Genomic DNA, 16835 nt, shown 5'->3' on the forward strand with positions numbered 1-16835 from the left:
CCAGATTGTCTGGGTTTCGTGGAGACGCACGGAATACTCTGCTTTTCCCCCGGTGAACGATTTTGATTGACCGGGGCCACCGACGGAGGAAAGCATGCATCGATTCCTATCCAACAACCGGGACGAGCTTATTGAGCGGTGCAAGGCCAAGGTGGCGCAGAGGCCCACCCGAGCCGCGACGGAGGCACAACTCGCCAACGGCATTCCGATGTTTCTTGACCAACTGATGAGAACGCTGAAAGCACAGGAAAACGGTCAGATGGGCGAGAGTTTCAGGATTTCAGGGGCAGCGGGCGGTGACGCAGCCGCCTTGTCGGAGATGGGCCTCAGCGCCGCCGCGCACGGGAAGGAACTGCTGGGACTTGGCTTCACCGTGGACCAGGTGGTGCACGACTACGGCGACCTGTGCCAAGCCATCACCGACCTTGCGGTCGAGCGCGATGCTCCGTTCTCCGTTGATGAATTCCGTACGCTGAACCGTTGCCTCGATAACGCAATCGCCGATGCGGTCACCGAGTTTGGCTTTTGGCGTGACGCCAGTGTCGCTCTGCAGCAGTCCGCCGAGGAAAACGAGCGTCTCGGCATGCTGGTGCACGAGCTACGGAACTACCTGCACACGGCGACGCTCGCCTTTGCCGCACTGGAATCGGGGAGGCTTCCCATCGGCGGGTCGACCGGGGCAGTGTTGAAGAGGAGCCTCACTTCCCTCGCGACCCTGCTCAATTTATCGCTGTCGCATGTCCGGGCCAATTCCAATCCGCCGCAGACGGAGGCTTTTTCGCTCAAGTTGTTTGTGGCAGAGGCCACGAATTCTGCTTCGCTCGACGCGAGCGCCAGAGGTTGCACTTTGACGGTCGATGATGTGGACGAGGCCCTCGGCATCGCCGGAAACCGGGAGCGTCTTTTGGGCGCCTTGGTGAATTTACTCCACAATGCGTTCAAGTTCACCCATGCACACTCGGAGGTGACGCTCAGCGCTTTCGCTGAAGGAGACCATGTCTTGGTCGAGGTCAGGGACCACTGCGGAGGACTTCCGCCCGGAGCGGCTGCGAGCATGTTCCGGCCCTTTGTTCAGGTCGGTGACAACAAGAGCGGATTGGGGCTGGGCCTTTCCATCGCACGGCGGAATGTAGAGGCTGAAGGAGGTGTCTTGTCCGTGAAAGATTTCCCTGGCACAGGGTGCGCTTTCACCATCAAACTTCCACGCATGAAGCTTCACTAGAATGGAAGTCATTCCTTGGCCGGTCTGCACTCCCCTCAATACGGGAAGCCTGACCTGCGTATCGCGTTAATGAAGCTTCGCGTTTTTCTGGTTGAGTGAGACCGGCCATCGAAGTTCGGCTTCTGGCCGACTGCGGCGTTCAGGCTCAGACGCTCATTGAGCCTCTGAATCCTCGCGCGGCATAGTAAGACTCAGCCCCGTTGTGATACACGAAGACCCTGCCGTAACGTCGGTCGCAAAATAGAGCCCCACCGAGCTTTCTCACATCGAGCGGTGTTGCCACCCAACTTGACGTCTTCATGTCGAACTCCCCGAACTGCTGAAGATCGCGATATTGCGCCTCCGTCAGCAGCGAGACGCCCATGACCGCAGCCATGTCGATGGCATTGTTCCGCGGCTTGTTCTGTTTCCGAGAATTCAAAGCTTCTGCGTCGTAGCACAGGCTCCTGCGCCCCTGCGGACTTTCGGCGGCGCAATCGCAGAAGAGGTAGGCGCCGCCATCATCCGCGGCCCCGATGACATCGGGTTCGCCTCCCGTCTTCTCCATTTCATAAAGCGACCTTAGCTTGTCGGAGCTGCCTTGCAAGCGACCATGGACGTCGGCCCAGTCCACTCCTTGGTGCCTGTGCACGTTCCGCCTGAACCGCAACTTCAATGTCTCGATGATGGCTTCGCGTTGTTCTGCTTTCATTTCGCTTGCTCCTGTTTCTTCGCGTTGGTGCCATACCGCCTCGTGGATGCCACTGGCTGAATTCTGCCGCCGCGATGGAGGTCCGCAACTGGCCGTTTGGAGCCTTACGACCCGCGTCGGGCTACGCCAAGAAAGACGCCAAGGCCAACCATCGTCCCGCCGGAGAAGCGCGTCAACCAACGCGCTCGGGCGGCTCGTGCCGCCCCCGAATCAAGAAGCCTGTGGGATGCGAATACCGCGACCACATCCACAGCAGTATTCAGGGCCACACAAATGCTGCCGAGCATTACAAGTTGCGGCATCAGGGGTGATGTCGGCGATGCGAACTGCGGAAGGAATGCGAGGAAGAACAGCGCGGTCTTCACGTTGAATGCCTCGACGATGAGGCCTTCCATCAGTGCCCGGCGCACGCCCTTGGATGCCCCGGAAATGATGAACGCAGCGTTCTCCTTGCGCATCAGAATGCGGATGCCGAGGTAGATCAAGTACGCCGCGCCAACGTACTTGATGAGGTTGAATGCCATCGCGGATTGCGCGACCAGAACTGACAGGCCGAGCGCCGCTGCCAGCACATGCGCAATGCCGCCGATGCCTGTACCGAAGCACGAAGCCAGCCCTTCACGTCGGCCGCTGGAGACCGTCCGAGCAACCACATAGGCAATGCCCGGCCCGGGCGTTATCGCAAGAACGAGCGCAGCAATCAAGAAGGTGACGAGGGACATGGTGGGCTTAATTTTGACTTGGTTTCCGTCACCAGTAGATGTGCGCTTCTGGCCGACTGCCGACTGCCGACTGCCGACTGCCGACGGCTGCGACTAACGCGGAGACGACCAAGCCGTACCGATTTCGATCACAGCAGCGATGCCAACGCCAGGCCCATCCCGCAGGCGATGTTCCACGCGTCGAAATCACCTCGACCTGATTACTTCGGCGTGAGCCGATACAACCCGCCCTCGTGCTCGTCCTCGATCAACCACAGCGCGCCATCCGGCGCCTGCGCGACGTCGCGGACGCGAAAGCCGACCGTCCAGTGCTCGGCCGGTGTCGCGGTCGCGCCGTGCACCTCGATCCGGTGCAGGGCGCGGCTGACGAGGCCGGTCGCGAACGCCGAGCCCTTCCACTGCGGAAACATCGCGCCGCTGTAGAACATCAGGTTGCCGGGCGCGAGGACAGGCGTCCAGTAGATCACGGGCTTGGCGAGGTCGGGGCGCGTGTCGGGGCTTGCAATGGGCACGCCGTCGTAGTTCACCGCATAGGACACGAGCGGCCAACCGTAGTTCTTGCCCGGCTCGATCAGGTTGAGTTCGTCGCCGCCGCGCGGCCCATGCTCGAGCTCCCACAGGCGGCCATCGGGCGCGAAGGCGAGGCCGTAGGGCGTGCGATGCCCCGAGGTCCATGTCTCGGACGGCGTCAGGTTGGGGCCGTCGAAATCATAGGTGCGCACGATGGGCGCGGTCTTGGCGGCCTCCGTGTCTCTGGGCGGATCGATCACCGGGACCGACCGTGCGCCGGTCTTGCCCCCCATCGGGTTGCCGGGTGCGGGCTTGCCGTCCGGGGTCAGTCGCAGGATCTTGCCGGCCGGCTGGTTCGGGTCTTGGGCGGGGGTGAAGCGCTGCCGATCGCCGGCCGTGAGGAAGAGAAATTTCTGGTCCGGCGAAAAGGCCACGGCAGCGCCGACCTGGCCGCCCTTGCCCTTGATCGGGTCGTGCCAGACGACCTTCAGGTCCTCCAGCGAGGCGGTGTCGGTGCCGATCCTGAGCGTCGCGCGGGCGAGCGCCAGGCTCGAGGTGCCCGGGTCCTGTCCGGGCTCCGAATAGGTCAGGTAGATCGCCCCATCGCTCGAATAGGACGGGGCCAGATAGACGCCGAGCAGGCCGTTCTGATCTTGGTACTGCACCGGCGGCACGCCGGTGACTTCGAGCTTCTGCCCGGATGGGGTCGCGAGGAAGAGCTTGCCGATCTTCTCGGTGATCAGCATGCGTCCGTCCGGCAGAAAGGCGATGCGCCATGGCAGATCGAACTGCGCGACCTTCGTGAGCTTGAACGGAGGCGATGGGGTGGGGGGCAGCGTTCCGGCGTTGATCTGCGCAAGCACGGGCGTTGCACCGAGGAGCAACCAAGGGATGAGTCCGAACTTCGGGAATGGCATGCTTGGCTCGTCAGTGGGGAGTCCGAAGAGTATCGCCCGCAGCGCAAGAACTCACGCGCGCAGGTCCAGATCCCACAGCACATCCTCGCCCATGCGGAACGCGCGGTTCGAGGGCCGCATGCATTCGCGCATCGCGTTGCTGCGCGGCAGCTGGAGGCCGGGCCGGCCGCCGCCGATGATCACCGGCGCGACGCTGAGGTGCAGCCGGTCGAGGCAGCCCTGCGCGATGAAGTGCGAGACCGTGATGCCGCCACCCTCGACGAACAGCACCGCGAGGCCGCGGCGCGCCAACGCGGCCAGCAGGGCGTGCAGATCGACGAGGCCGTCCGCGCCGACCAGCGCCGGCACGCCGAGCACCTGCGCCGCGCCGACGCGCTCGGCCGCTTGCGCGGCGCGCGATGCATCGCAGGCCAGCAGCGTCGGCGCCTGATGGTCCGAGAAGACGCGCAGGCCCGGCGGCAGGCGCAAGGCCGGGTCGAGCACCACGCGCACCGGATGCCGGCCCGCCACGCGGCGCGTGGTGAGCTGCGGGTTGTCGATGGCTGCGGTGCCGGCGCCCACGATGACCGCATCGCACAGCGCGCGCAGCCGGTGCAGATGCAGCAGCACCTCGGGGCCGTTGACGAAGTTCGAATCGCCGCCATGCGTGGCCACGCAGCCGTCGAGGCTCTGGCCCAGCTGGCCGATCGCCCAGGGCTCGGCGCCATGCGGCCGGTCGAGCAGCGGCTTCAGCAGATCGAAAAGCTCGACCGCGGCCTCGTCCCAGACGCCGCGCAGGCCGAAGCCCTGCGACGCGTCCCAGCCGACGCAGGCCTGCGCGTCCCAGGCCTGCGTCACGGGCTGGCCGCGGCGGCGCGCGGCGATGTCCAGGCACCAGGGCCAGAGCGCATCGATGCCGGGAAGGCGGGAAGGGAGTGCTTTCATGGCAGGGACGACGCATGCCGGCGGCGCAGTTCGTCGAAGGACATCAGCTCGCCCGCGATGGCGCTCGCGGCCACCGTCGGCGGGCTCGCGAGCCAGACCTGTCCCGGGCCGCCGCGCCCGGGGAAGTTGCGGTTGATGGCGCTGACGGTGACCTGCTTCTCGTCGATGGAGCTGCCAGGTCCGCAGTTGCCGCAGGCACCGCACGAGGGTTGCAGCAGGCGCGCACCGACCTTCTCGAAGGCGTCGAGATAACCGCGCTGCGCGCAGTGGTCGCGCACGGCGGTGGTGCCGAACTGCAGGTACAGCGACACGTGCGGCGCGACGCGCAGGCCGTGGTCCGCCGCCCAGCGCAGCACCGCGTGGTAGTGATCGAAGTCCTCGCGCTTGCCGGCGGTGCACGAGCCGCCGTAGGCGATGTCGATGCGCACCGGCTCGCCGATGTCCGCGAGCGGCAGGCCATTGCCCGGGTCGCCGGGCCGGGCGACCATCGGCGGCACGCGCGCGCAGTCGACGTGGATCGTCTCGGCGTAGGCCGCATCGTCGTCGCTGCGCATCCAGGGCTGCAATGTGAAGTCGATGCCGCGCCGCTCGCGCAGGAAGCGCACCGTCTCTTCGTCGGGCGCGACGATGCCGGTGAAGCCGCCGAGCTCGGCCGTCATGTTGGTGAGCGTGGCGCGTTCGTCGGTCGCGAGCTGCGCGATCGCGTCGCCGGTGAACTCGAACACGCGCCCCACGCCGCCGCCGGCGCGAATGCGCGGCAGCGCCAGCAGATGCAGCACGATGTCCTTGGCGGTGACGCCCGCGGGCACGCGGCCGTCGAGCACGATCCGCAGCGACTGCGGCACGGTCAGCCGCACCGCGCCGGTCATGAAGGCATTGGCCATGTCGGTGGTGCCGACGCCGAAGGCCACGCAGCCCAGCGCGCCGCTGTGCGGCGTGTGCGAATCGGTGCCGACCACCAGCTGGCCGGGCAGCGCGTAGTGCTCGGCCATCATCGCGTGCGAGATGCCGGCGACGTTGCGGCCGTCGTCGGCGCGCGCTTCGTCCTCGGTCAGCGTGCGGTGCGCGCGCAGGCCGTAGTCGGCGGCGAAGCGGCGCTGCGCCTCGCACATCGCGAGCACGTTGGGCACCAGGCCGGCGCGCACATGGGTCGGGCTTTCACTGACGTAGGAGGTGTGGTCCTCGAACACCACGATCGACTGCGGATCGTGCAGCGCGAGGGGCCGGCCGAAGGTCGAGTGCAGCATGTGCGCGGCCATGCCGGTGTAGTACTCGTGGATGAAGCGCCAGTCGGCGCGCACGAAGGCGCCATCGCCGGGCGCCGGATGCGCTTCGGTCAGCTCGGTTGCGAGCGCATGGCGCGCGACGATCTTCTCGAACAGCGTGCGCGGTCGTTCGGGGCCGGTGCCTTCGGCCTCGCGCACCTCGCGCATGAACTGCTGGCCGAAGCGCAGCAGGCCGCCCGCCTTCAGGATCGCCGCGGCCAGCGCATCGCGGCCGGCCACCAGCTCGTCGACGGCGATGGCCTCGCCGGCACGGATGCGATCGACGAGGCCGAAGTCGGTGGAGGTGAAGAGGCCGATGTTGTCCGCGTTCTGGCGGTAGATGCGCTCGAAGCTCTGGGCGATGACGAGCCGCACGCCCGCGAACTTCTCGGCCGCGGGGCTGTGCTCGCGCGACGAGCCCTTGCCGTAGCGCTTGCCGGCGATCACCACCTCGATGCCGTTCGCGCGGACCGCGTCGATGCCGATCGGCGTGCGGCCGCCGGCCGCGAAGCCGGTGTAGGGATGACGGCCGAGCTGGTCGTCCCAGTGGGTGAGGATCGGCAGCGGCGTGATCTCGTCGGTCGAGACGTCGTCGCGCAGCGGCGCGGCGTCGGCGAGCGTCAGCGCCTCGCCGCACAGGTTGCGCTCGACGATCTCCGGCGCGTTGCAGAGCCAGAGTATCTTCGGCGCGAAGCGAAGCATCATGGCGTGGCCTGCGCGCTCAGCCGGTCGCGCAGCTCGCGCTTGAGGATCTTGCCCACCGGGCTCACCGGAAAGGCGTCCATGATCGCGAGCCGCTCGGGCAGCTTGAAGGACGCGATCTTCTGCGCGCGCAGATACGCGATGAGTTCTTCGAAGCCGAGCGTGGTGCCCGGCTGCAGGATCACGCAGGCGCAGGCCTTCTCGCCGAACACCGGATCGGGCAGGCCGACCAGCGCCACGACCTTGACCTGGGGCAGGCCGAAGATCAGGTTCTCGATCTCGTCGCAGCTGATCTTCTCGCCGCCGCGGTTGATCAGGTCCTTGCGCCGCCCTTCGGTGAACACGTGGCGGCCGCGCTTGCGCACGATGTCGCCCATGCGGTAGAAGCCGTCGGGCGTGAAGGCCTCGGCATTCTTCTCCGGTGCGTTGTAGTAGCCGCGGATGGTGTAGGGGCCGCGCGTCACCAGCTCGCCGGGCTCGCCGTCGGGCACTTCGCGATCGTCGTCGTCCAGCACCTTGATCTCGTCGAATTCGCTCACGGGTGCGCCGGAGCTTTCGAGCAGCAGGTCGTCCGGGTCGTCCAGGCGCGTCATGTTGATGAGGCCCTCGGCGGTGCCGTAGATCTCCTGTGGCGTGCAGCCGAATTGCTCGCGCAGGCGAATGCGCAGCTCGGGTGCGAGCCGCGCGCCGCCGTTCTGCACCACCTTCAATGACGACAGGTCGAAGCGCCGCGGCACCTCGCTGTGGAGCCAGTTGGAGATCAGCGGCACGACCGATGCGATGGCCGTGACGCGTTCGCGCTCGACGGCGGCGAAGACGGCCTCGGTGTCGGTGCCGGTCGCGATCACCACGCTGCCGCCGGCGTAGAAGGTGCCGAGCAAACCGGGTGAGGCGAGGTTGTAGTTGTGGCCCAGCGGCAGGATGGCCATGAAGACGGTGCCGCGGTCGAAGCCAGCGGCCTGCGCGCACAGGCGTGCGTTGAGCACGTAGTCGTTATGCGTGCGCGGAATCAGCTTGGACATCGAGGTGGTGCCGCCGGACAGCAGCATGGTCGATACCTGGTCGGGCGAGGGTCGAACAGCGCGCAGGCGGGCGGCCGAAGCATCGTCCTCGGGTGCGCCGCCGTCGATCAGCGGCTGCAGCGCGCGCTGGCCGGGCGCCGGCTCGCCGGCGACGATCACGTGCCGCAGGAACGGAAACTCGCCCGCCATCTCGGCCGCCATCGGCCGGTAGTCGAAGCTGCCGATCACATCGGGAATGAGATAGGCCGCGGCGCCCGAGGCGCGGATGAAGTGGCGTACCTCGGCATGCCGGTGCGCACGCAGCGCCGTCACCGGGATCGCGCCGATCCAGTTGAGCGCGAGGTAGGCGATCACGAACTCGGGCACGTTCGGCAGCTGCATCACGACGCGCTCGCGCGGCTTCAGGCCGAGCTCGAGCAGCGCGAGCGCGAGGCGCCTGGAACTGCGCACGAGTTCGGCGTAGCTGATGTGCCGGTCACCGAAGACCAGGGCGTCCTTGTCCGGCGCGGCGCGCATCGTGCGCTCGACCATCTCGGCCACGGTGAGGTCTTCCCACAGGCCAAGCGCTCGGTATTTGTGCGCGGCCTCGGCGGGCCAGGGAACGCAGCCTTCGAGCATGTCGGATTCCTCCATCGTCAGAACACGCGTTCGGGATGCAGCTGCTCGTAGGCGTGCGCCAGTTCGGGGTCGCGCTTCTGCACATCGGCATGGTCCACACGGCCGCTGCGCGTGACGTAGTCGTAGGCGAAGGAGATGGGGTCGAGCTGCATCTTGGGGCCGAGGTTCTCGTACCACTCGGTGCTCTTGATGGCGGCCGTCTGCAGCGCGTCGGAGCCCGGCTGGCGGATGCGAACGAACTCTTCCAGCATCGCCGGTACGTCGTTGCCGCATGTCTTGCAGGCATCGAAGAGCGCGATCGAATCCTGCATCGCGAGCCGCGTACCGGAGCCGACCGAAGGATGGCCGGTGCGCAGCGCATCGCCGATGAGCACGATGTTGCGCCAGTGCCAATGGCGGTTCTTGACGATCGTGTAGCGGAACCAGTTCGACTTGTTGGACAGCAGCCTGTGGCCCTGCAGGTCGTCGGCGAACACCTGCTCGCACCAGGTCAGGCTCTGCACTTCGCTCATGCGGTCGAGGCCGGCGCGGCGGAAGGTGTCGGGGTCGACCTCGACCAGGAAGGTGCTGTGCGTGCGGCTGTAGCGGTAGGTGTGGGCGATCGCGAGGCCGTCCGCGTTCTGGCGGAAGATCAGCGACAGCGGATCGAAGAGCCGCGTCGTGCCGTACCACGCGAGCAGGTTGGGCCGCTCGTCGAGCGTGGGCTGGAAGTGCTCGGCGTAGCGGGTGCGGATGGCGCTGTGGGCGCCGTCGGCGGCGACGATCAGGTCGGCGTCGGCGAAGGCCGCGACATCGTTCAGGCGGTGCTCGAACTCGATCGGCACGCCGACCTGCCGGCAATGGGCATGCAGCGCCTTGAGCAGGTCGATGCGCGCCATGCGGTGGAAGGTGTTGTGCGCGAGTGTGACCTGCCGGCCCTGGTGCACGACCGCCATCTCGTCGAACACTTCCTGCTCGCGCGTCATCGATTGGTACAGCTCGGGCGCGAGGTCGCGCACGAAGGCGAGGGCCACGTCGGAGAACACCACGCCCCAGCCATAGGTGGCGCTTTCGGGATCGCGCTCGTAGACGCGCACGTCGTGCGCGGGGTCGTCGCGCTTCATCAGGTAGGCGTAGAACAGGCCTGCGGGGCCGCCGCCAATGATGCGTATCTTCATCTGGATGTCTCCGTCCTTGCACGACCGCTGCCGTGCGCAACGTACATCCTAAGGGCACACGGACGGGCCTGTGCCGCCGTCTGCACGACAATCTCCCGCGTCAGCAGAAAGCACCAGAGCAAAGGCATCATGAGCAACTCGAACATCGTCATCATCGGCGGCGGCCACGCGGCGGCGCAGCTGTGCGCCGGCCTCGTGGGCGCAGGACAGGGCGCGCGCGTGCACCTGGTCTGCGAGGAAAGCCACCTCCCCTACCACCGGCCGCCGCTTTCCAAGACCTTCCTGAAGATGCCCGACGAGGCGCTGCAGCCGCATCGTGCCGAGGCGTGGTACGGCGAATCCGGCATCACGATGCACCAGGGCGATCCGGCGGTGGCTATCGATCGCGAGGCGCGCACGGTCACGCTGCGTTCCGGCGCGGTGATCGGATGGGAGCGGCTGGTGCTGGCGACCGGCACCCGGGCACGCCGGCTGTCGGCGTTGGCAGGACTGGACAACGTGGCGCTGCTGCGCGCCGCCGATGAGGCCGCTCAATTGCGAACGATGCTTGCTGCGGCGCAGCAGGTCACGGTGCTCGGCGGCGGCTTCATCGGGCTCGAGGTGGCGGCCACGGCGCTCGGTCTCGGTAAGGCAGTGACCGTGCTGGAAAGCGCGCCCCGATTGCTGAGCCGGGCCGTGTCGCCGACTTTGTCGGAACATGTGCTGGCGACGCATCGCGCGGCCGGCATGGATGTCCGGATCGGCGTGCAGACGGGAGCGCTGCAGTGCGAGGGCACGCGGCTCGTCACCATCGAGGTGGACGGCCAGCCGAAGCCGGTCGACCTGCTGCTGCTCGGCATCGGCGCGGTGCCCGAGACGACGCTGGCCCAGGCCGCCGGGCTCGAATGCGCCGACGGCATCGTAGTCGATGCCTACATGCAGACCAGCGACGAGGCGGTGCTGGCCATCGGCGATTGCACGCGCTTCCCCGATCGGCGCGCCGGCGCGGCGCTGCGGCTGGAGTCGGTGCAGAACGCCAACGACCAGGCGCGCACGGCGGTCGCGACGCTCACCGGCGCCCCGCGACCGCACGATGCGGTGCCGTGGTTCTGGTCCGACCAGGGCAGCCTGCGCCTGCAGATGGCGGGACTGGTGCCTGCGCCGGGCACGCCGGGCGCGATCATGGTGCGTCGGCCCGGTGCCAGTGCGGCATCGTTCTCGCTGCTGCACTACGTCGAGGGCCAGCTGCACTGCGTCGAATCGGTCAATGCGCCCGTCGATCACATGATGAGCCGCAAGCTGCTCGAAGCGGGGCGCAGTCCCGACCCGGCGGTCGCGGTCGATCCGGCCGTGCCGCTGAAGACGCACCTCGCGTAGCGACGGCTAACCGGTGACGCCGTCGTGATGCGGCGCGAGGCTCCTGCGGATCTCGGCGTCCATCACCCGCGTGCCCGCGGCGAGCGCGGCCTCGTAGGTGTCGGAGCCGTACTCCGCGGTCTTCAACACCTTGCGCGGCGTGCCGCTGGTGTCGGTTTCGAGCAGCGTCCAGACAAAGGAGCCGGGCACCTGTTCGTCGATGGTGAGCTTGATCGGATTTTTCATGGCTCCATGGTGAACGCCGGCGCGGCGATTTTCTGTAGGCCGATGCCGACGTGAAGGTCAGCCGCTTCGCGCAGCCCCGGCCTCGCGGCCGGCCCCTTCCGATTCGCCCGCGTACGCACCGGCACGCAGCAGCGCTGCGCCCAGCAGCGCCGCGGCTGCTGCGAAGAGGGCGCCGACGATGAAGGCCAGCTGGTAGCCGCCGACGAGCGCCGCCGGCACGCCCGCGCCCGCTGCGCGCAGTGCTTCGGTGCGCGCCTCCGCCAGGCTCGCGAGCACCGCCAGGCCGAGCGCGCCGCCCATCATGAAGGCGGTGTTGACCACGCCCGATGCCAGGCCCGATTCGCTCGGCGCGACATCGCTCATCGCCACCAGCAGCAAGGGATTGAGCGCGATGCCGGCACCGAGCCCGAGCAGCAGCATGCCGGGCAGCACGTGGCGCGCGAAGCTGCCGTCGACCGGCGCGCCGGCGAACAGTGCGAGGCCCGCCGCGGCCAGCAGCAAGCCGACCGACAAGGGCCGCCGATGGCCGAAGCGCATCACCAGCTTCGCCGACCCGCCGAGCGAGAAGGCCGCCATGATGAGGTTGGCCGGCAGGAAGGCCAGCCCGACCTGCAACGGGCTGTAGCCCAGCACCACTTGCAGGTAGAGCGCGGAAATGAAGAACCACGCGAACATCGCCGCCGACCACAGCACACCGATTGCATTGGCCGTCGTGAGATTGCGCAAGCGGAACAGGCCGAGCGGCATCAGCGGATGGCGCACGCGCGCCTCGATGACGAGAAAGAGCATGAAGAGCAGCACCGCGGCACCGAGCATCGCCAGCGTGGGCCCCGATGCCCAGCCGGCCTGGTTGCCGTTGACGATCGCATAGACCGCCAGCATCAGCGCGGCCGTCACGGTGACGGCACCGCCGACGTCGAGGCGCTCGCCGGAAGCCTGGCCGCGTGCCGCCGGCAGCAGCGTCAGGCAGAGCGCGTAGACCGCGATGCCGATCGGCAGGTTGACCAGAAAGATCCAGTGCCAGCTGAGCGCATGCGTGAGCAGGCCGCCGAGCAGCACGCCCACGCTGCCGCCGCCGGCGCACACGAAACCGTAGACGCCCATCGCCTTGGCGCGTTCGCCCGGCTCGGTGAAGAGATTCATGATCAGCGAGAGCGCGACGGCCGAGACCACCGCGCCGCCGAGTCCTTGGATGGCCCGCGCGGTCACCAGCCAGCCCTGCGAATTCGACAGGCCGCAGCCCAGCGAAGCCGCCGTGAAGAGCGTGATGCCGAGCAGGAACAGCCGGCGGTGACCGTACAGATCGCCGAGCCGGCCGCCGAGCAGCAGGAAGCCGCCGAAGGTCAGCATGTAGGCATTCACCACCCAGACCAGCGAGCTTTCGGAGAAGCCGAGGTCTTGCCGGATCGAGGGCAGCGCGACGTTCACGATCGTGGTGTCGAGCACGATCATCAGCACGCCGAGGCAAAGAACGAGAAGTGCCAGCCAGCGCCGGCGGCTGTCCATGGAATGGGTCATCGCGAATTCGGTTCCCGGTTTGTGTACACCATCCACAAACCATAGCAGAGGCAATGGACGGCGTCCACATCTGCGTCTTCGAGAACCTGCGCGCCGCCGCACGCCGGCGACGTGCAGCGGCGCGGCGGAGACGATCAGTAACGGTAGGGGTTGTCCGGACGGCGATCGAAGCGGTTGGGCACGCCGTCGCCGTCGCGGTCCCGGTCGTAGCGATTGCGCACGCCGTCGCCATCGCGGTCCCAGCGGCCGCGCCGTTCATCCCAGCGTCGCTCATGGTGGCCGCGCCATTGCACGGGCGGCGCAACGTAGGCCGGCGCCACGATGTAGCCGCGCTGCGGCGGTGGCGGCGGATAGAAAGCGCCGGGGTGTGCCTGGGCCGGCACGGTGAATGCGGCCAATGACAGCAGAGCTGCTGCGCCGGCGGCAAAACCAAGTTTTCTCATGGCGACTCCTTGGGAGTGGAAGGAGCCTCGATGTTGCGCGCGGCGTGTCAAGCTGACGTAAGGCTGACGCGAAGTCTTGTAGTCATTTGTTTGTGCCAGTCGCTGGCGCAAAGTTATTTTGAGTAGTTAAAATGTATTACATGAATACGGATCGCGACAATTTCCAAGAGTGGGCTCGAGACAAACCGGACACCTCGTTCGCGGCACTCCACCGGGCCGATGGGATCGACGCGCAAAAGGCGCCCGTCGTCAAATGGGGGCGGCTCGCCATTTTTGCCGTCCTCGGCGTGGCGCTTGTCCTTGCCTTCAAGCTGCTGGCCGGCCTGTGAAGGCCCGCTGAAATCGACCCCTTCCGCGTCGGCTCAGGCCGGCGGAACATCGCCACCCTTCTGCCGCTCGCGAAAGAGCGCCGCGCGCATCAGGAAGATGGTGGTGACAGGTGCCGTGAGCGCGATGAAGAGCGCGATGAGTGCCGCATGCAGGAACAGACTGAGGCCCTGCACCGAAAAATAGACGATGGTGGCCAGTGTCATGCACCACACGCCGAGCGTGGCACCGAGCGTCGGTGCGTGGATGCGACGGAAGAAGGTGGGCAGCCGCACCAGGCCGAAGGAACCGATGGCTGCGAATGCAGCGCCGAGCACGGCGAACACCGCCGTCAGGATCTCGGCCCACAGCGGCAGCGGGCCGCCGATGAAGTCGTTCATGGCAGCGCCTCCGTCGTCATTCGATCACCTCGCCACGCAGCAGAAACTTCGCCAGCGCGGTCGAGCCCACGAAGCCGAACAGCGCGATCAGCATCGCCGCCTCGAAGTACACGTTGCTCGCGTAGACGATGCCGAGCACCAGCATCATCAGCATGCCGTTGACGTAGAGGCAGTCGAGTGCCATCACGCGGTCCTGCGCGGTGGGGCCGACGAGCAGGCGCGCGAGCGCACACAGCATCGCCACGGCGAGCAGCAGCAGCGCGAGCTTGAGGGCCCAGAACAGAATCGGCGTCATGATTCGAAGATCTCCATCAGCGGCCCTTCGTAGCGTTCCTTGACCATGTCGATGAAGGCCTGCACATCGTCCAGATCGAAGACATGGATCAGCAGCATCGAGCGGTCGAAGGCGATCTCGGCCCATGCGGTGCCGGGTGTGAGGCACAGAATCATTGCGAGCACCGCCAACCCGTTGGGATCGCGCAGCACCAGCGGCACCCGGACGAAACGAGGCGCCATGTCGGCGCTGCGCCGAGTGAGCAGCAGGCGCGCAACCGTCAGCGCCGAGCGCACCAGATCGATCGCGATCACGCCCGCGAGCCGCAGCGCGACGCCGGGCCGGCGCATCCGCACGGTGGCTGGCCGCAGGCCTTGCGTCAGTACGGGGACCACAAGCGCAAGAATGGCGGCGAGCAGCAGCGTGGCCGGATGGAGCGACTGGTTCAGCAAAACCCACACGACGAAGAGCGCCAGCGAAAGCGGCGGCGACGGAAGCCAGCGTTTCATCACCGGGTAGCTCCGGGATGGGTCGCACGGCTCGGCACCTGCCGGGCGCCGAGCACGGCCTGGCGATAGGCGTCCGGCGAGTACAGGCTCTCGGCCGTCGCTGCGGTGTGCTGCATCACGGGGCCGGCCGCCAGCGTCAATGCGAGGCAGGTCGCCAGCAAGGCGGCCACCGGCAGCACCTCGAGCGCGCGCAGCGCAGGAATCGTCGCATGCGCCTGGGTCCAGAAATGACGGATGCCGGTGCGGCTCAGCGCGATCAGCGAGAAAAATCCCGACACGATCAGAAGCGCCATGAAGGTCCAGCCGGCCGGCGAGACGCGGCCGGCATCGAGCAGTCCCGAGAGCATCGCGAACTTGCCGATGAAGCCCGACAGCGGCGGCAACCCCGTCAGCAGCAGCGTGCAGCCGACGAAGCTGAGGCCGAGGAAGGCCACGCCCGCCGGGATCGCGCGGCCGTAGAGCGCCTGTGCATCGTCGTCGAGGTTCACGTCGGTCATCGACTGCAGGTCCTCGGCGAGGAAGGGTGCGCGGCCCGCTGCCTCGTGCGGCGCGATGCTCACGCCGGCATTGCGCCAGCGCTCGATCATGTCGATCAGCAGGAAGAAGGCGCTCACCGCGAGTGTCGATGTCAGCAGGTAATAGAGCGCTCCCGCCCAGACCGCCGGCTGGCCGAGTCCGATCGCCGCCAGCAGCGTGCCGGCCGACACCAGCACGCTGTAGCCCGCGAGATTCGACAGCCGCTGCGTGCCGACGATGCCGAGCGCGCCAACGAACAGGGTGGCCAGTCCGATCGCGATCAGGACCTCTTGTCCGAACTGGGCCGAGACGCCCGTGTCGGGCGCGAACAGCAGCGTCCACAGCCGCAGCACCGTGTAGACGCCGAGCTTGGTCAGCAGCGCGAACACCGCGCCCACCGGCGACACGGCGGCGCTGTAGGCCGGCACGAGCCAGAAGTTGAGCGGCCACGCGCCGGCCTTGGCGAAGAAGGCCGTCGCGAGGATGGCGGCGGCCGCGTGCACCAGGCCGCGGTCGGCCGGCCCGAGTTGCGCGATGCGCAGGCCCAGGTCGGCCATGTTCAGCGTGCCGGTCACGCCATAGAGCAGCGCCGCGCCGACCAGGAAGAGCGAAGAGGCGGCCAGATTGATCGCCACGTAGTGCAGACCGGCCTGCACGCGCAGCCGTCCCGAGCCGTGCAGCAGCAATCCGTACGAGGCGGCCAGCATCACCTCGAAGAAGACGAAGAGGTTGAACAGATCGCCTGTCAGGAACGCACCGTTGAGCCCCATGAGCTGCAACTGCAGCAGCGGATGGAAGTGCACGCCCGCGCGGTCCCAGCGCGAGGTGGAGTAGATCGAGGCGGCGAAGGCGACGACGCCGGTCAGCGCGACCATCATCGTGGACAGCGGGTCGGCCACCAGCACGATGCCGAAGGGCGCGCGCCAGTTGCCCGGCAGGTAGACGCCGATCGAGCCCGGGCCGCCGCCGGTCTCCGGCGCATTGACCCAGCGCAGCAGCGCGAGCGCGGCCAGCAGCCCGATCAGGCCCGAGATCACGCTCAGCGCCGACTTGATGCGGCGGCGCTCTTCGCCCAGCAGCAGCATCAGCGCCGCCGTCAGCATCGGCACCAGAATCGGCACGGCGACCAGATGCGGCATGCTGAATTCGAGCAGCCGGTCGAGCCAGGCGGACGGCGTGATCATCATCCGCGGCGCTCCGAACGTTCCTCGCCATCGACATGGTCGGTGCCGGTCAGGCCGCGCGAGGCCAGCAGCACGACGAGGAACAGCGCCGTCATCGCGAAGCCGATCACGATCGCGGTGAGCACCAGCGCCTGCGGCATCGGATCGGCCGTGTTGGCCAGCGTCGCGGCGAAGCCCGGCAGCAGCACCGGCTCGCTGTCGACCTTGAGCCGGCCCATGCTGAAGATGAAGAGATTGACCGCGTAAGAGATCAGCGTGAGACCCATGATCACCTGGAAGGTGCGCGGGCGCAGCAGCAGGTAGACGCCCGAGCCGGTGACGATGCCGACGGCGATGGCGAGCACGATTTCCAT

Annotated in this window: 18 protein-coding genes; 3 read left to right on the top strand and 15 right to left on the bottom strand. The window is 67.4% G+C overall.

The window, feature by feature from the left end:
- The first annotated feature begins 94 nt into the window (after nucleotides 1-94).
- Nucleotides 95-1222: a sensor histidine kinase gene (locus tag WDLP6_RS07950; protein ID WP_162591898.1), complete on the top strand. Its 1128-nt coding sequence runs from the start codon at nucleotides 95-97 to the stop codon at nucleotides 1220-1222.
- 145 nt (nucleotides 1223-1367) lie between these two features.
- On the opposite strand, the gene WDLP6_RS07955 is transcribed toward WDLP6_RS07950, so the two are convergent.
- The 7 genes from WDLP6_RS07955 to WDLP6_RS07985 form a co-directional block, all read right to left on the bottom strand.
- The gene (locus WDLP6_RS07955; RefSeq protein ID WP_162591899.1) at nucleotides 1368-1913 is read right to left on the bottom strand and encodes a DUF4256 domain-containing protein; all 546 of its coding nucleotides are present in this window, start codon (nucleotides 1911-1913) and stop codon (nucleotides 1368-1370) included.
- A gap of 104 nt (nucleotides 1914-2017) precedes the next feature.
- Nucleotides 2018-2635, bottom strand: coding sequence for a LysE family translocator (locus tag WDLP6_RS07960; RefSeq protein WP_162591900.1), 618 nt, complete (start codon nucleotides 2633-2635; stop codon nucleotides 2018-2020).
- A gap of 200 nt (nucleotides 2636-2835) precedes the next feature.
- The gene (locus WDLP6_RS07965) at nucleotides 2836-4062 is read right to left on the bottom strand and encodes a PQQ-dependent sugar dehydrogenase (protein WP_162591901.1); all 1227 of its coding nucleotides are present in this window, start codon (nucleotides 4060-4062) and stop codon (nucleotides 2836-2838) included.
- 51 nt (nucleotides 4063-4113) lie between these two features.
- Nucleotides 4114-4986, bottom strand: a complete 873-nt coding sequence (locus WDLP6_RS07970) for a RibD family protein (RefSeq protein WP_162591902.1) — start codon at nucleotides 4984-4986, stop codon at nucleotides 4114-4116.
- A complete protein-coding gene (locus WDLP6_RS07975) occupies nucleotides 4983-6956 on the bottom strand; it encodes an aconitase family protein (RefSeq protein WP_162591903.1) in 1974 nt (657 codons plus the stop codon). Before WDLP6_RS07975 ends, WDLP6_RS07970 begins: the two co-directional genes overlap by 4 nt.
- Nucleotides 6953-8593, bottom strand: coding sequence for a (2,3-dihydroxybenzoyl)adenylate synthase (locus WDLP6_RS07980; RefSeq protein WP_162595011.1), 1641 nt, complete (start codon nucleotides 8591-8593; stop codon nucleotides 6953-6955). Before WDLP6_RS07980 ends, WDLP6_RS07975 begins: the two co-directional genes overlap by 4 nt.
- Before the next feature lie 17 nt (nucleotides 8594-8610).
- On the bottom strand, nucleotides 8611-9750 hold the full coding sequence (locus WDLP6_RS07985; protein ID WP_162591904.1) for an FAD-dependent monooxygenase: 1140 nt from the start codon (nucleotides 9748-9750) through the stop codon (nucleotides 8611-8613).
- 129 nt (nucleotides 9751-9879) lie between these two features.
- Between WDLP6_RS07985 and WDLP6_RS07990 the strand changes: the two genes are divergently transcribed.
- Nucleotides 9880-11106, top strand: coding sequence for an NAD(P)/FAD-dependent oxidoreductase (locus WDLP6_RS07990; protein ID WP_162591905.1), 1227 nt, complete (start codon nucleotides 9880-9882; stop codon nucleotides 11104-11106).
- A gap of 6 nt (nucleotides 11107-11112) precedes the next feature.
- On the opposite strand, the gene WDLP6_RS07995 is transcribed toward WDLP6_RS07990, so the two are convergent.
- The 3 genes from WDLP6_RS07995 to WDLP6_RS08005 all read right to left on the bottom strand — a co-directional run bounded on the left by WDLP6_RS07995 (nucleotide 11113) and on the right by WDLP6_RS08005 (nucleotide 13292).
- Complete coding sequence (locus WDLP6_RS07995) at nucleotides 11113-11331, bottom strand: hypothetical protein (RefSeq protein ID WP_162566514.1); 219 nt, start codon at nucleotides 11329-11331, stop codon at nucleotides 11113-11115.
- A 57-nt stretch (nucleotides 11332-11388) separates the two neighbouring features.
- Nucleotides 11389-12849 (bottom strand): DHA2 family efflux MFS transporter permease subunit, encoded by a 1461-nt coding sequence (locus tag WDLP6_RS08000; RefSeq protein WP_162591906.1) that lies wholly within the window; start codon nucleotides 12847-12849, stop codon nucleotides 11389-11391.
- A 134-nt stretch (nucleotides 12850-12983) separates the two neighbouring features.
- Nucleotides 12984-13292, bottom strand: coding sequence for a thrombospondin type 3 repeat-containing protein (locus WDLP6_RS08005; RefSeq protein WP_162591907.1), 309 nt, complete (start codon nucleotides 13290-13292; stop codon nucleotides 12984-12986).
- A gap of 140 nt (nucleotides 13293-13432) precedes the next feature.
- Between WDLP6_RS08005 and WDLP6_RS08010 the strand changes: the two genes are divergently transcribed.
- Complete coding sequence (locus WDLP6_RS08010; protein WP_162591908.1) at nucleotides 13433-13621, top strand: hypothetical protein; 189 nt, start codon at nucleotides 13433-13435, stop codon at nucleotides 13619-13621.
- A gap of 33 nt (nucleotides 13622-13654) precedes the next feature.
- Here WDLP6_RS08010 and mnhG read toward each other — a convergent pair whose 3' ends face one another.
- The 5 genes from mnhG to WDLP6_RS08035 are packed head-to-tail and all read right to left on the bottom strand — an operon-like array spanning nucleotide 13655 to nucleotide 16835.
- The gene (gene mnhG / locus WDLP6_RS08015) at nucleotides 13655-13999 is read right to left on the bottom strand and encodes a monovalent cation/H(+) antiporter subunit G (RefSeq protein ID WP_162591909.1); all 345 of its coding nucleotides are present in this window, start codon (nucleotides 13997-13999) and stop codon (nucleotides 13655-13657) included.
- A 16-nt stretch (nucleotides 14000-14015) separates the two neighbouring features.
- The gene (locus WDLP6_RS08020; protein WP_162566519.1) at nucleotides 14016-14294 is read right to left on the bottom strand and encodes a K+/H+ antiporter subunit F; all 279 of its coding nucleotides are present in this window, start codon (nucleotides 14292-14294) and stop codon (nucleotides 14016-14018) included.
- Nucleotides 14291-14782, bottom strand: coding sequence for a Na+/H+ antiporter subunit E (locus tag WDLP6_RS08025; protein ID WP_162566520.1), 492 nt, complete (start codon nucleotides 14780-14782; stop codon nucleotides 14291-14293). The genes WDLP6_RS08020 and WDLP6_RS08025 overlap by 4 nt, the downstream gene beginning before the upstream one ends.
- A complete protein-coding gene (locus tag WDLP6_RS08030) occupies nucleotides 14782-16482 on the bottom strand; it encodes a monovalent cation/H+ antiporter subunit D (RefSeq protein ID WP_174259854.1) in 1701 nt (566 codons plus the stop codon). Before WDLP6_RS08030 ends, WDLP6_RS08025 begins: the two co-directional genes overlap by 1 nt.
- Nucleotides 16482-16835, bottom strand: coding sequence for a Na+/H+ antiporter subunit C (locus WDLP6_RS08035; RefSeq protein ID WP_162591911.1), 354 nt, complete (start codon nucleotides 16833-16835; stop codon nucleotides 16482-16484). The genes WDLP6_RS08030 and WDLP6_RS08035 overlap by 1 nt, the downstream gene beginning before the upstream one ends.

Source organism: Variovorax sp. PBL-E5, assembly GCF_901827185.1.
Classification (GTDB): domain Bacteria; phylum Pseudomonadota; class Gammaproteobacteria; order Burkholderiales; family Burkholderiaceae_C; genus Variovorax.